General features: G+C 62.3%; 13 protein-coding genes. All 13 read right to left on the bottom strand.

All coding sequences use genetic code 11. The features are described 5' to 3' along the window. Nucleotides 1-67: 67 nt before the first annotated feature. Complete coding sequence (nuoF, locus tag QYS36_RS19895) at nucleotides 68-1,429, bottom strand: NADH-quinone oxidoreductase subunit NuoF (protein ID WP_308841098.1); 1,362 nt, start codon at nucleotides 1,427-1,429, stop codon at nucleotides 68-70. Then, nucleotides 1,426-1,917: an NADH-quinone oxidoreductase subunit NuoE gene (nuoE, locus tag QYS36_RS19890; RefSeq protein ID WP_308841097.1), complete on the bottom strand. Its 492-nt coding sequence runs from the start codon at nucleotides 1,915-1,917 to the stop codon at nucleotides 1,426-1,428. Before nuoE ends, nuoF begins: the two co-directional genes overlap by 4 nt. A 10-nt stretch (nucleotides 1,918-1,927) precedes the next feature. Continuing rightward, a complete protein-coding gene (nuoC, locus tag QYS36_RS19885; protein ID WP_308841096.1) occupies nucleotides 1,928-3,709 on the bottom strand; it encodes an NADH-quinone oxidoreductase subunit C/D in 1,782 nt (593 codons plus the stop codon). 59 nt (nucleotides 3,710-3,768) lie between these two features. Further along, nucleotides 3,769-4,446 (bottom strand): NADH-quinone oxidoreductase subunit B, encoded by a 678-nt coding sequence (locus tag QYS36_RS19880; RefSeq protein ID WP_308841095.1) that lies wholly within the window; start codon nucleotides 4,444-4,446, stop codon nucleotides 3,769-3,771. Between the two features lie 10 nt (nucleotides 4,447-4,456). Beyond that, entirely contained in the window at nucleotides 4,457-4,870 is a 414-nt protein-coding gene (locus tag QYS36_RS19875; RefSeq protein WP_074887692.1) for an NADH-quinone oxidoreductase subunit A, read from the bottom strand. 411 nt (nucleotides 4,871-5,281) lie between these two features. Beyond that, nucleotides 5,282-6,877, bottom strand: coding sequence for an isocitrate lyase (locus QYS36_RS19870; RefSeq protein WP_308841094.1), 1,596 nt, complete (start codon nucleotides 6,875-6,877; stop codon nucleotides 5,282-5,284). 477 nt (nucleotides 6,878-7,354) lie between these two features. Next, nucleotides 7,355-8,161: a secretin N-terminal domain-containing protein gene (locus QYS36_RS19865; RefSeq protein ID WP_308841093.1), complete on the bottom strand. Its 807-nt coding sequence runs from the start codon at nucleotides 8,159-8,161 to the stop codon at nucleotides 7,355-7,357. A gap of 13 nt (nucleotides 8,162-8,174) precedes the next feature. After that, a complete protein-coding gene (locus QYS36_RS19860; RefSeq protein WP_308841092.1) occupies nucleotides 8,175-8,795 on the bottom strand; it encodes a histone acetyltransferase HPA2 in 621 nt (206 codons plus the stop codon). A 38-nt stretch (nucleotides 8,796-8,833) separates the two neighbouring features. Further along, the gene (locus QYS36_RS19855; RefSeq protein ID WP_073266895.1) at nucleotides 8,834-9,256 is read right to left on the bottom strand and encodes a GNAT family N-acetyltransferase; all 423 of its coding nucleotides are present in this window, start codon (nucleotides 9,254-9,256) and stop codon (nucleotides 8,834-8,836) included. Next, nucleotides 9,249-10,418 carry a cupin domain-containing protein gene (locus QYS36_RS19850; RefSeq protein ID WP_308841091.1) on the bottom strand — a complete coding sequence of 390 codons (1,170 nt, stop codon included), beginning with the start codon at nucleotides 10,416-10,418 and terminating at the stop codon, nucleotides 9,249-9,251. The genes QYS36_RS19855 and QYS36_RS19850 overlap by 8 nt, the downstream gene beginning before the upstream one ends. Before the next feature lie 80 nt (nucleotides 10,419-10,498). Next, nucleotides 10,499-11,869 (bottom strand): adenylosuccinate lyase, encoded by a 1,371-nt coding sequence (purB, locus tag QYS36_RS19845; protein WP_308841090.1) that lies wholly within the window; start codon nucleotides 11,867-11,869, stop codon nucleotides 10,499-10,501. Nucleotides 11,870-11,993: 124 nt separating this feature from the next. Next, entirely contained in the window at nucleotides 11,994-12,614 is a 621-nt protein-coding gene (hflD, locus tag QYS36_RS19840) for a high frequency lysogenization protein HflD (protein WP_308841089.1), read from the bottom strand. After that, the gene (gene mnmA / locus QYS36_RS19835; protein WP_308841088.1) at nucleotides 12,611-13,726 is read right to left on the bottom strand and encodes a tRNA 2-thiouridine(34) synthase MnmA; all 1,116 of its coding nucleotides are present in this window, start codon (nucleotides 13,724-13,726) and stop codon (nucleotides 12,611-12,613) included. Before mnmA ends, hflD begins: the two co-directional genes overlap by 4 nt. Nucleotides 13,727-13,748: the final 22 nt, after the last annotated feature.

Here is a 13,748-nt window from a genome sequence, read left to right as displayed (position 1 = left end):
TAAGGGAATTCTTTTCTCGTTACCCGGGCCGGACGGCGCCGTGCGCCCACTTGTCCGGCCATCGGGTTCATACCGCGTGGGCCGCCACTGGCGGCTCGATCGCATCGGCGATCACCCCGGCGTCGAACTCTTCACGGAAATACTTGATCGCACTGCCCAGCGGCTCCACGGCACCTGGCGCGTGGGCGCAGAAGGTCTTGCCGGGGCCGAGGAAGTTGACCAGGCCGAGGAGGGTGTCGATGTCCTCGCGGGTGCCTTGCTTGCGCTCCAGGGCACGCAGGATCTTCACGCTCCACGGCAGGCCGTCACGGCACGGCGTGCACCAGCCGCAGGATTCACGGGCGAAGAACTCTTCCATGTTGCGCAACAGCGAGACCATGTTCACGGTGTTGTCGATGGCCAGGGCCAGGCCGGTGCCCATGCGAGTGCCGACCTTGGCGATGCCGGCAGCGTACATGGCGGCCTCGAGGTGCTCGGGCAGCAGGAAGCCGGTGCCGGCGCCGCCGGGCTGCCAGGCCTTGAGGGTATAACCGTCGCGCATGCCGCCGGCGTAGTCCTCGAACAGCTCGCGGGCGCTGATGCCGAAGGGCAGCTCCCAGATGCCCGGGGTTTTCACCTTGCCGGAGAAGCCCATCAGCTTGGTGCCGTGGTCTTCACTGCCTTCGCGGGCCAGGGATTTGTACCAGTCGACGCCATGGGCGACGATTGCCGGTACGTTGCACAGGGTCTCGACGTTGTTGACGCAGGTCGGCTTGCCCCACACGCCCACGGCGGCCGGGAACGGCGGCTTGGCGCGCGGGTTGGCGCGGCGGCCTTCCAGGGAGTTGATCAGTGCGGTTTCTTCACCGCAGATATAGCGCCCGGCGCCGGTGTGTACGAACAGCTCGAAGTCGAAACCGCTACCGAGGATGTTCTTGCCGAGGAGGCCGGCAGCCTTGGCTTCGTCGATGGCGCGGTTGAGATTCGCTGCGGCGTCGACGTATTCGCCGCGCAGGAAGATATAGCCGCGATACGCCTTCAGGGCCCGGGCGCTGATCAGCATGCCTTCCACCAACAGGTGCGGCAGCTGTTCCATCAACATACGGTCCTTCCAGGTGTTGGGCTCCATCTCGTCCGCGTTGCACAGCAGGTAACGGATGTTCAGCGATTCGTCGTTGGGCATCAGGCCCCACTTCACGCCGGTGGGGAAGCCCGCACCGCCGCGGCCCTTGAGGCCGGAGTCCTTGACGGTCTGCACGATGTCGGCCTGGGCCATTTCCGCCAGGGCCTTGCGGGCGGCGGCGTAGCCGTTCTTCTGCTGGTACTCGTCCAGCCATACCGGCTGGCCATCATCGCGCAGGCGCCAGGTCAGCGGATGGGTCTCTTCGCTGCGGGCGATACGGTTGGCCGGGCCGAAGGAGGTCAGCAGGTTGGAGCTGCGACTGGTCATTGGAAGCTCTCCAGCAGTTGCGCCACGCCTTCGGGCTGTACGTCGCCAAAGGTCTCGTCGTCGATCATCAGCGCCGGCGCCTTGTCGCAGTTGCCCAGGCAGCACACCGGCAGCAGGGTGAAGCGGCCGTCGGCGGTGGTCTGCCCGGGCACGATGCCAAGTTCGGATTTGATGCTGCCCAGCACGTTTTCATGGCCCCCGATAAAGCAGGTCATGCTGTCGCATACGCGGATGATGTGGCGGCCAACCGGCTGGCGGAAAATCTGGCTATAGAAGGTAGCCACACCTTCCACGTCGCTGGCCGGAATACCGAGGATCGCGCCAATGGCGCCGGCGGCGCCGTCCGGCACCCAGCCGCGCTGCTTCTGGACGATCTTCAGCGCTTCGATGCTGGCGGCGCGCGGGTCTTCGTAGTGGTGCATCTCGTGCTCGATGGCCGAGCGCTCGGCTTCGCTGAGGGCGAAACGGTCAGTTTGAATCATGCTCATGGTGTGCTCCTCAGCGATCCACGTCGGCCATCACGAAATCGATACTGCCCAGATAGGCAATCAGGTCAGCGACCATGCTGCCGCGGATCACCGAAGGGATCTGCTGCAGGTGCGGGAAGCTCGGCGTACGAATTCGGGTGCGGTAGCTCATGGTGCTGCCGTCGCTGGTCAGGTAGTAGCTGTTGATACCCTTGGTCGCTTCGATCATCTGGAAGCTTTCGTTGGCTGGCATCACCGGGCCCCAGGAAACCTGCAGGAAGTGGGTGATCAGCGTCTCGATGTGCTGCAGCGTGCGCTCTTTCGGCGGCGGCGTGGTCAGCGGGTGATCCGCCTTGTACGGGCCTTCCGGCATGTTGCGCATGCACTGGTCGATGATCCTGATGCTCTGGCGCATTTCCTCGACGCGCACCATGCAGCGGTCATAGGCATCGCCATTGGCGGCCAACGGCACCTCGAACTCGAAGTTCTCGTAGCCGGAGTAGGGGCGAGCCTTGCGCAGGTCGAAATCGCAACCGGTAGCGCGCAGGCCGGCACCGGTGGTGCCCCATTCCAGCGCTTCCTTGGTGTTGTACTGCGCCACACCGATGGTGCGGGCCTTGAGGATGCTGTTTTTAAGCGCAGCCTTTTCGTACTCGTCGAGGCGCTTGGGCAGCCAGTCGACGAATTCCTTGACCAGTTTGTCCCAGCCGCGCGGCAGGTCGTGGGCGACCCCGCCGATGCGGTACCAGGCCGGGTGCAGGCGAAAGCCGGTAATGGCTTCGATGACCTTGTAGGCACGCTGGCGGTCGGTGAAGGTGAAGAACACCGGGGTCATGGCGCCGACGTCCTGAATATAGGTGCCCAGGAACAGCAGGTGGCTGGTGATGCGGAAGAACTCGGCCATCATGATGCGGATGGTGTCGACCTTCTGCGGCACCTTGATGCCGGCCAGCTTCTCGACCGAGAGCACGTAGGGCAGGTTGTTCATCACCCCGCCGAGGTAGTCGATACGGTCGGTGTAGGGAATGAAGCTGTGCCAGCTCTGACGCTCGGCCATCTTCTCGGCGCCGCGGTGGTGGTAACCGATTTCCGGCACGCAATCGACGATCTCTTCGCCGTCGAGCTGCAGGATGATGCGGAACGCACCGTGGGCAGACGGGTGGTTGGGGCCGAGGTTGAGGAACATGTAGTCCTCGTTCTCGCTCTGGCGCTTCATGCCCCAGTCCTCGGGGTTGAAGCGCGCGGCTTCTTCCTCGAGCTGCTGCTTGGCCAGGGTCAGGCTGAACGGGTCGAATTCGGTGGCGCGCGCCGGGTAGTCCTTGCGCAGCGGGTGACCTTCCCAGGTCGGCGGCATCATGATGCGGGTCAGATGCGGGTGGCCGGTGAAGTGGATGCCGTAGAGATCCCAGACTTCACGCTCGTACCAGTTGGCGTTCGGCCAGATTTCGGTCACCGAAGGCAGGTTGAGGTCGCCTTCGCGCAACGCCACCTTGATCATCACGTCGCTGTTACGCTCCAGCGACATGAGGTGGTAGAACACCGTGAAATCCGCGTCCGGCAGGCCGCGACGCTGGGTGCGCAGGCGCTCGTCGACGCCGTGCAGGTCATACAGCATCACGTAGGGACGGGTGGTCTGGCGCAGGAAGCGCAGCACCTCGACGAGCTTGTCGCGGCCGACCCAGATCACCGGCATGCCGGTACGGGTGGCCTGCAGCGTGAAGCTGTCGGCGCCAAAACGGGATTGAAGCTCAACGACGACGTCTTGGTCGTCCGCCTTGTACGGCGCAATGGACACGATGGTGTCTGCAGTCATGGTCTCGATCGCTATCGGTCAACGGTGAGAGTGAGCCCGGCTTAATGAAAAAGCAGGACTCAGACTTCGTCAGGGGAACGCAGGTTGGTAACCGCAATACGCTGCTCGCGGCGCTGTTCTTTCTGGGATGGCATCTCGGCGCGATAAACGCCTTGATCGCCAACGACCCAGGACAGCGGGCGGCGCTCCTGACCGATGGATTCCTGCAGCAGCATCAAGCCTTGCAGGAACGCCTCGGGACGGGGCGGGCAACCGGGAATGTAGACGTCGACGGGCAGGAACTTGTCGACCCCCTGAACGACCGAGTAGATGTCGTACATGCCGCCGGAATTGGCGCACGAGCCCATGGAAATGACCCACTTGGGTTCGAGCATCTGCTCGTACAGACGCTGGATGACCGGCGCCATCTTGATGAAGCAGGTGCCGGCAATGACCATGAAGTCGGCCTGGCGCGGGGAGGCACGGATCACCTCGGCACCGAAGCGCGCAACGTCGTGCGGCGCGGTGAACGCGGTGGTCATTTCCACGTAGCAGCAAGACAGCCCGAAGTTGTAAGGCCACAGGGAGTTCTTGCGCCCCCAGTTAACCGCACCGCTGAGAACATCCGAGAGTTTCCCCATATAGATGTTCTTGTGCACTTCATCGTCTAGCTGTTGGTCAGTAACGACCTCCCGCTTGCCGATCGGGTATTGCTCGTTGGGAGCATCCGGATCGATCCGAGTGAGCTTGTATTGCATCGCCAAAGCCTCATTGTTTCAGCTTCGCCTGCCGAGCCTTACGACTCTCGGGTGCCCAATCCAGCGCACCGATACGCCAAAGGTAGACAAGACCTGCCAACAGAATGTTTATGAAAACGGCTGCTTCGATGAAGCCGGCCCAGCCGCTTTCGCGAACGGAGACGGCCCAGGCGAAGAGAAAGAGGGCTTCGACGTCGAAGATCACGAAGAGCATCGCGACCAGATAGAATTTGGCGGACAGGCGCAGGCGTGCGCTGCCGGTGGGAAGCATGCCCGATTCGAAGGGCTCGTTCTTGCTGCGTCCCCAGGCTTTGCTGCCCAGCAGGCTGGATAGACCCATCATGAAGGCACAGAGCCCAACGACGCCCAGCAGAAAAACGGCCAACGCCCAGTTGTGGGACAGGGAACTGCTTGCTTCCAGCATCCGGGGCTCCTCAGGCAAGGAACGGCTTAACGCACGATTTAAAATTATGGCAAGGCATTAAGCGCCTTGAATCAATTGCCATAATGTTATGCCTGTATCGGGTGTAAGTAAATTTTTCAGCTTAAAAAATAATAAAACGTCGCATGCCTGCAATTGATCAGTTTTGCAGAACCCCACGCAAATCAAGGCACTATGAAACAAGCTGGAAACTTGGCGGATCTGGGCAAGTGCATGTAGCGAGACTGGAAGGGGTATAAATAAGAATTTATATCATTTGAGAATTTATTCTTTGAGCATCCCCAGGTGTTGCGCCTGAATAAAACCAAGCCATTGCAATCGGGCGCTTTACCGGCCCAATAGAAAAGCCCCGGCATTGCTGCCGGGGCCAAGGCTCGAAAGCGCTGTCTGAACTCAGTGGAACTGGTTCATGGTGTTGTCCTTGCCGCCGGCCTTGAGCGCGGCCTCACCGGCAAAGTACTCCTTGTGGTTGTCGCCGATATCCGAGCCCGCCATGTTCTGGTGCTTGACGCAGGCGATGCCCTGGCGGATTTCCTGGCGCTGCACGCCCTTGACGTAGGCGAGCATGCCCTGGTCGGCGAAGTAGCCCTTGGCCAGGTTGTCGGTGGACAGGGCGGCCGTGTGGTAGGTCGGCAGGGTGATCAGGTGGTGGAAGATACCGGCATGGGCCGAGCCGTCGCGCTGGAAAGTGCGGATCTTCTCATCGGCGATCTGCGCCAGTTCGGTTTCATCGTACTCGACGCTCATCAGCTTGGCGCGGTCGTAAGCCGACACGTCCTTGCCCTCGGCGACGAAGGCGTCGAAGACCTGCTGACGGAAGCTCAGCGTCCAGTTGAACGACGGGCTGTTGTTGTAGACCAGCTTGGCGTTGGGAACCACTTCGCGAACGCGGTCGACCATGGCCTTGATCTGCCCGACGTGGGGCTTCTCGGTCTCGATCCAGATCATGTCGGCGCCGTTCTGCAGCGAGGTGATGCTGTCCAGCACGCAGCGATCTTCGCCGGTGCCCTTGCGGAACTGGAACAGGTTGGACGGCAGGCGCTTGGGACGCAGCAACTTGCCCTCGCGGTTGATCACCACATCGCCGTTGTTCAGTTCGGCGGCGCTGATTTCCTCGCAATCGAGGAACGCGTTGTACTGGTCGCCCAGGTCGCCCGGCTCGTTGGTCACGGCGATCTGCTTGGTCAGGCCGGCGCCCAGGGAATCGGTACGGGCGACGATCACGCCGTCGTCCACGCCCAGTTCGAGGAAGGCATAACGCACCGCGTTGATCTTGGCGAGGAAGTCGGCGTGGGGCACGGTGACCTTGCCGTCCTGGTGGCCACACTGTTTCTCGTCGGACACCTGGTTTTCGATCTGGATGCAGCAGGCGCCGGCTTCGATCATCTTCTTGGCCAGCAGGTAGGTCGCCTCGGGGTTGCCGAAGCCGGCGTCGATATCGGCGATGATCGGCACCACGTGGGTTTCGAAATTGTCGATCTGCGCCTGGATCTCGCTCTGCTTGGCGCGATCACCCGACTCACGTGCCTCATCCAGCGCGCTGAACAGCAGGTCCAGCTCACGGGCGTCGGCCTGGCGCAGGAAGGTGTAGAGCTCCTCGATCAGCGCGGCGACCGCGGTTTTCTCGTGCATCGACTGATCCGGCAGCGGGCCGAAGTCGGAGCGCAGCGCGGCGATCATCCAGCCGGACAGGTAGAGGTAGCGCTTGTTGGTGGTCTTCAGGTGCTTCTTGATGGAGATCATCTTCTGCTGGCCGATGAAACCATGCCAGCAGCCGAGCGACTGGGTATAGACGGACGAGTCGGCGTCGTATTCGGCCATGTCCTTGCGCATGATGGCAGCAGTGTACTTGGCTACATCCAGACCGGTCTTGAAGCGGTTCTGGGCGCGCATACGAGCGACGGATTCCGGGTTGATGGCGCTCCAGCTGCTGCCAGCGGCTTCTTTCAGGGCGGCAACGGCTTTGATGTCGTTTTCGTAAGCTGACATGGTCAATCCTTCAAGTGTGTGTTTGGTCGAGCGCCGAGTGTCGCGCCCAGGGGCGCAGCGCTCGGTGCGAGCTCACCGCAGACGTTGAGAGGAAACCGGAATGAGGAGGGCACTTGGGCCGGGTGGACGAAGCGTATCGTTCTGCTACCCACCGGATAGGTGAGCTGCTGTGCGTGCAGGCCCGTGGACGCCCTTGGCACTGTGCTGCAGTTCGATACGTGAAACGCTTCCCCGTCCCTCAGGACAACCTCGTTCCAGTCGCCATCTCGTCGAACTGCCTTGTGGGCTTAACAACACGGATCGATCCCTGCGGTAAGCGGAGATACAACCCGGAGACTCCGTTTCCAGAGCCCCTGATTAGCGGGAGCGAGGCCATCATGCGACCGACGAAAATGTTCGTCAATCATTTTTGTAGTGTTTTTTTAGGAGTACTACATAAGTCTTAGATCGACCGCGCAGTCACGTTTTATGGGGCTTTCAGTCGATCACCTCGACTTTCACGCGCATGCTCATGTCGTCGCGGCCTTCGGTCGAATAGCGGCGCAGGATGCCACTGCTGTCGGCCTGGCTCTGTTCGCTGCTGCCACCAATGCTGATCCATTCACCAACCCGGCCACTGACGCGGGTGTCGGCTTGCTGGATGTCGATCACCCCGGGCTGCTGCTGGCTGACGCGGTCACGGTTGCTGCTGATGTCCAGGTGCACGGTATCGCCCGCCAGGCTGGCGGTGACGTAGAAGCCCTGGGTGACATTGCGGTACTCGGTGTTGTTGTACACCTGGCCGTAAGCGTCGCGACTGCGGGTAGTAATTGGCACGCTCTGGCCGACCTGGATCAGCGCCGGATAACCTTCGCTGGTCTGCACCTGCTGAGTGCCGCCGCCACGGCTGTCGGTGCTGCGGCGGATGATGCGCGCCTGGTCACGGCCACCGACCTCACCACGGCCGATCTCGACACGACCATTGCCGGCGCTGATGCTGCCGTCAACGCCATAACCGCGGTCGTCACGGTAGGTCGACTCGCTGGTGTCGACGCTGATCAGCAGGCGCCGCGGCTGGGTATCGAGCTGGCCGAGCAGGGCGCGAACCTCTTCGATCTTGCCCGGCGGGGCATTGACGATCAGCTGGTTGCCATAAGCGCTGACACGCCCTTCGTTGCCCAACGCCGACTGCACCACGGGCAACAGATCGCCCGCGGTTCGGTAGTTGAGCGCAATGACTTCGGTGGCGGCCAGCGCCGAGAGGCTGAGCGCGAGCAGGGCCGCGCCGAGAACATGACGTTTCATAGCAGAACGCTCTTCATAGCAGAAAACTCCGCAAATCAGGATCGGTGATACTGGTGTCCCAGGTTTGATCGAATAGCCGCTGCAACTGGCGCACGCCGGCGGCGTCCTGGTAGTGCGCATAGCCGCCGAATTGATCGGGCTCGGGGCGCATCAGCAGGCCGTGATCGTCGGCCAGCAGAAAGGCGCCATCGGGCACGGGATAATCGGCATGGCAGCGGCGAATCTGTATATGGCTGGCCAGTTTGCGCGACAGGCCGATCAGCCGGTGCCCATCGCGAACGGCGCGGCTGCTGTCACGCAGCAGAATGCGCAGCGTGCTGTGGCGATGGCTGAGCACGAACTGCGTGCATGCCTGGGCAATGCTGCTGTGGTTGTAAAGCCAGGGTTCGAGATCGGGGCTGTAGAGGCACAGCGTACGGCTGGCCTGCTGCATCAGCGCCAGCGCATGGCTGCGCGCCTGGTCGGGCAGGCTGAAGCGTTGTAACGCCTGCTCGCTGCCGAGTACGAAGGGGGCGGGTTCCCAGGCAGCCGGCGTTGGCAGCTGGCTGTCCGGGTTGTGCAGGCTGAAACGCCCGGGTGACTGGAACTCGATCGGCTCGAGCGCGCCGTCATCGGGCATCTGTTCATCGTTCATGCTGACCTCTGTGGCATCCATGGGCGCCACAGCTCGAATCAGCTGCTGCGCACCATGTCGACGTGGGGAATGCCGGCTTCCAGGTATTCGTCACTCACTACAGTGAAGCCCAGCTTTTCATAGAACGGCGTTGCCTGCACCTGGGCGCTGAGCATTTGCTGATTCAGGCCACGTTTCTCCGCTTCGGCGATCACCGCCTGCAGCAGCGCTTCGCCCACCTTGAGGCCGCGCCAGTCCTTGAGCACCGACACCCGGCCGATCTGACCGTCGGCAAGCAGGCGCGCGGTACCGATCGGGTAGTCGCCTTCGCAGGCGAGGAAATGCACGGCATCACTGTCTTCGGCGTCCCATTCCAGTTCAGGCGGCACGGCCTGTTCAGCAACGAAGACCGTTTCGCGGATGCGGCGCAGTTCTTCGTAATCCTTGTGCCAGTCGGCGATGCGTACGTGCAGGTCATTCATCGGCGGCAAACTCCAGGCTTCCTTGTTTGGTCAGCTCGAGAACCAGTTCCCGGGCTTCGTCGTTGGCGATCCACGGACCGAGATTTTCCAGGTGCAGGGCGTCGGCCGAGCAGATCAATTTCAGCAGCTCACGCAGGCTGGCGGAAACCAGGCGGCTCTGCCCGCTGGCGAACAGCACCAGGTCTTCACCGACTTCCGACCACGCCATGCGCGCGCTGGGGTTGCGGATCATCACGGCGCCGTCTTCCAGTTGCTCGAGGAAGCCGTCTTCGTCGATTTCGATACCGGCGATCAGCTCCGGGTAACGGGGCTCGGTCATGAACTGGCCAAACCAGGTCATCAGCAGGCGCTCGTCGCTCATGTGCTCGGCGAGCAGGGCCTTGAGGCGATCGAGGGCGTCGCGCTGGATTTCGTTGGGGTCGCTGACCGGCGCAGTGCCGGCGTCGCTGTAGCGGGTTTCGTCGGGCAGGAACTGGCCAAGAAAATCAGTGAAATGGGTCAGTACTTCGGCCGCGCTGGGTGCGCGGAAACCCACGGAATAAGTCATGCAATCGTCCTCGGCGGTGCCACAGTGGGCCAGGAGCGGCGGCAGATAGAGCATATCGCCGGGCTCGAGCACCCATTCTTCGGTTTGATCAAATTGGGCCAGGATCTTCATGTCCAGATCCGGCAGCAGCGGGCTCTGTGCGTCGCACATCTGGCCGATCTGCCAGCGACGGCGGCCATGAGCCTGCAGGAGAAACACGTCGTAGTTGTCGAAGTGCGGGCCAACGCCGCCACCAGGGGTGGCGAAGCTGACCATCACGTCGTCGATACGCCATTTGGGCAGGAACTTGAACTGCTCCAGCAGCTCGGCGACTTCGGGCACGAACTGGTCGACGGCCTGCACCAGCAGCGTCCAGTCGCGCTCCGGCAGCTCGGCGAAGGCGTCCTCGGCGAACGGGCCGCGGCGCACTTCCCACGGCGTCTCGCCGTGCTCGAGCACCAGGCGCGACTCGACTTCTTCCTCGAGGGCCAGGCCGGCCAATTCGTCCGCAGAAATGGGACTTTCAAAATCGCTAATGGCCTGGCGCACCAGCAGGGGCTTCTTCTGCCAGTAGTCGCGCAGGAATTCACGTGCGCTCAGGCCACCCAACAGCTGAAGAGGAGCATCAGGATTCATCTGTAAGTCCTTGATATTTATCGAAGCGTATAAAAAGAAACGCCCGGCTTCAGCCGGGCGTCCTTGGAGCCGAAGGCCGTTTAGATGCGCTTGGCCTGAGCCACGGCATTACCGATGTAGTTGGCCGGGGTGAGCTGCTTGAGCTCTTCCTTGGCCTGCTGCGGCATATCCAGGCCATCGATGAAGGCCAGCAAGGCCTCTGGGGTGATGCCTTTGCCGCGGGTCAGCTCTTTGAGCTTCTCGTAGGGGTTTTCGATGGCGTAGCGCCGCATGACGGTCTGGATCGGCTCGGCGAGCACTTCCCAGCAGGCGTTCAGGTCTTCAGCAATACGTTGAGCATTGAGCTCCAACTTACTGATTCCCTTGAGGCTTGCTTCATAGGCGATCACGCTGTGGGCGAAGCCGACACCGAGATTGCGCAGTACCGTGGAGTCGGTCAGGTCACGCTGCCAGCGGGAGATCGGCAGCTTGCTGGCCAGGTGCTGGAACAGTGCGTTGGCGATACCCAGGTTGCCTTCGGAGTTCTCGAAGTCGATCGGGTTGACCTTGTGCGGCATGGTCGACGATCCGATTTCGCCTGCGATGGTCTTCTGCTTGAAGTAGCCCAGGGAGATGTAGCCCCAGACATCGCGGTCGAAGTCGATGAGGATGGTGTTGAAACGCGCGATGGCGTCGAACAGCTCGGCGATGTAGTCGTGCGGCTCGATCTGCGTGGTGTAGGGGTTCCACTGCAGGCCCAGGTCGTTCTCGATGAACTGACGGGCGTTGGCCTCCCAGTCGATCTGCGGGTAGGCGGACAGGTGGGCGTTGTAGTTGCCCACCGCGCCATTGATCTTGCCGAGCAGCGGCACGGCGGCAATCTGGTTGATCTGCCGCTCGAGGCGATAGACGACGTTGGCCAGTTCTTTGCCCAGGGTGGTCGGCGAAGCCGGTTGGCCGTGGGTGCGCGACAGCATCGGCACGTCAGCGAACTTTACCGCCAGCTCACGGATGGCAGCGGCGATCTGGCGCATCAGCGGCAGCAGCACGTCGTCACGGCCTTCGCGCAGCATCAAGGCATGGGACAGGTTGTTGATGTCCTCGCTGGTGCAGGCGAAGTGGATGAACTCGCTGACCTTGTCCAGCTCCGGCAGCTTGGCGGCCTGCTCCTTGAGCAGGTACTCCACGGCCTTGACGTCGTGGTTGGTGGTGCGCTCGATTTCCTTGACGCGCTCGGCGTGCTCGATCGCGAAGTTCTCGGCCAGCTCGTTGAGCAGCGCGTTGGCTTCGGCGGAGAAGGGCGCCACTTCACTGATGCCCTCGTGGGCAGCGAGGCGCTGCAGCCAGCGAACTTCCACCTGGACGCGGAAACGGATCAGGCCATATTCGCTGAAAATGGGGCGCAGGGCGCTGGTTTTGCCGGCATAGCGGCCATCTACGGGCGAAACCGCGGTGAGCGAGGAAAGCTGCATGGGAGGCGTTCTCGGACAGTCGGGCGATGAAAAGGGCGCATATCATACACGAATTGGGGCGGCTTTCAGCGCCGCGGCCCAGTCATTCGACGAGTGAGATGCGCATGGGGTCGATCGTGAAAAATCAGCCGCGCAGCATCGGGTACAGCTCGCGCAGCAGTTTGCGGCGGCTGAACACCAGCTGCCAGCGATGCCCGCCCAGTTGGCGCCACAGGCGCGCCGAGCGAATGCCGGCGAGCAGCAGGCCGCGAATCTTCGAGGCATTGGCAGGCTGCTGCAGGAAACGGCTGTCGCCCTGTACCTGGATGCGCTGCTTGAAGGTGCTGATGGTGTCCTGATACAGGGCACCGCAGGAGGAGATGACATTCTCGTGGCCAATGCCGAAATGCTCGGCCTGGCTCTGGATCTGGTCCAGGCGATTGCCCATCAGCTGCAGCAGGTCGCCGCGCTTGTCGAGTTGGCGCTCCAGGCCGAGCAGGGCGAGGGCGTAACGCAATGGTTCGCGCTGCAGGCTGGCAGGGTCGCGCTCCAGGGCGCTGACCAGGGCGCGATAGCCGTCGCGCAGGTTGAGGTCATCGCCGCCATAAACATCCAGGGTGCCGTTGGCATCGCGCACCAGCAGGCTGCCGATCAGGCAGGTGACTTCACCTTCGCCGGCCTGGCCGGTCTTGGCGATCTTGTCGACCATTACCGCAGCTTGAAACACTGCGCCGAGGGCGATCAGTTGTTCCTGAATAGGGTTCATCGCGGGGCGCCCTCGCTCCAGGGCTCGGCGCTTTCGATCACGCCACCGCCAAGACAGATATCACCGTCGTAGAACACCACGGACTGGCCGGGTGTGACGGCGCGTTGCGGTTGCTCGAAGGTGGCGCGATACCCCTCGGCCGTGCGCTCCAGGGTGCAGGCCTGGTCAGCCTGACGGTAGCGCACCTTGGCGGTCAGCTGCCGGGGTGTAGCGAGCTCCACGGGGTTGACCCAGTAGATCTGCGAGGCCAGCAGGGCGCGGGAGAACAGCCATGGGTGCTCATTACCCTGGCCGACCACCAGCACATTGCGGCCCAGGTCCTTGTGCAGCACGTACCAGGGCTCGTCGCTGGCCTCCTTGAGGCCGCCGATACCCAGGCCCTGGCGTTGGCCGATGGTGTGGTACATCAGGCCGTGGTGCTTGCCGATGACATCGCCGGCGGTGGTTTCGATAGTGCCTGGCTGCGCCGGCAGGTACTGCTTGAGGAAGTCGCTGAAGCGCCGCTCACCAATGAAGCAGATGCCGGTGGAGTCCTTCTTCTTCGCGGTGGCCAGCTGGTACTTCTCGGCGATCGCCCGTACCTCGGGCTTCTCCAGCTCGCCAACCGGAAACAGGGTCTTGGCGATCTGCTCGCCGCCCACGGCGTGCAGGAAGTAGCTCTGGTCCTTGTTGCCATCCAGGCCCTTGAGCAGCTCGCTGCGCCCGTCGACATCGCGGCGGCGCACGTAATGGCCGGTGGCAATCAGGTCGGCGCCAAGCATCAGGGCGTAGTCGAGGAACGCCTTGAACTTGATCTCGCGGTTGCAGAGGATGTCCGGATTGGGCGTGCGGCCCGCCTTGTATTCGGCCAGGAAGTGCTCGAACACGTTGTCCCAGTACTCGGCCGCGAAATTGGCGGTGTGCAGCTTGATACCGATGCGCTCGCACACCGCCTGGGCATCGGCCAGGTCGTCCATGGCGGTGCAGTATTCGGTGCCGTCGTCTTCGTCCCAGTTCTTCATGAACAGGCCTTCGACCTGATAGCCCTGTTCGAGAAGCAGCAGGGCCGAGACGGAGGAGTCGACGCCGCCGGACATGCCGACGATTACGCGCTGGGAGGCTGGATCTTGCATGGTCGGGATCAATACAGGCTTC

Origin of the sequence: Pseudomonas sp. G34 (assembly GCF_031119625.1) — a bacterium.
Lineage (GTDB): Bacteria > Pseudomonadota > Gammaproteobacteria > Pseudomonadales > Pseudomonadaceae > Aquipseudomonas.
The sequence above is the reverse complement of the archived record's forward strand: the minus strand, read 5'-3'. Positions and strand labels throughout refer to the sequence as shown.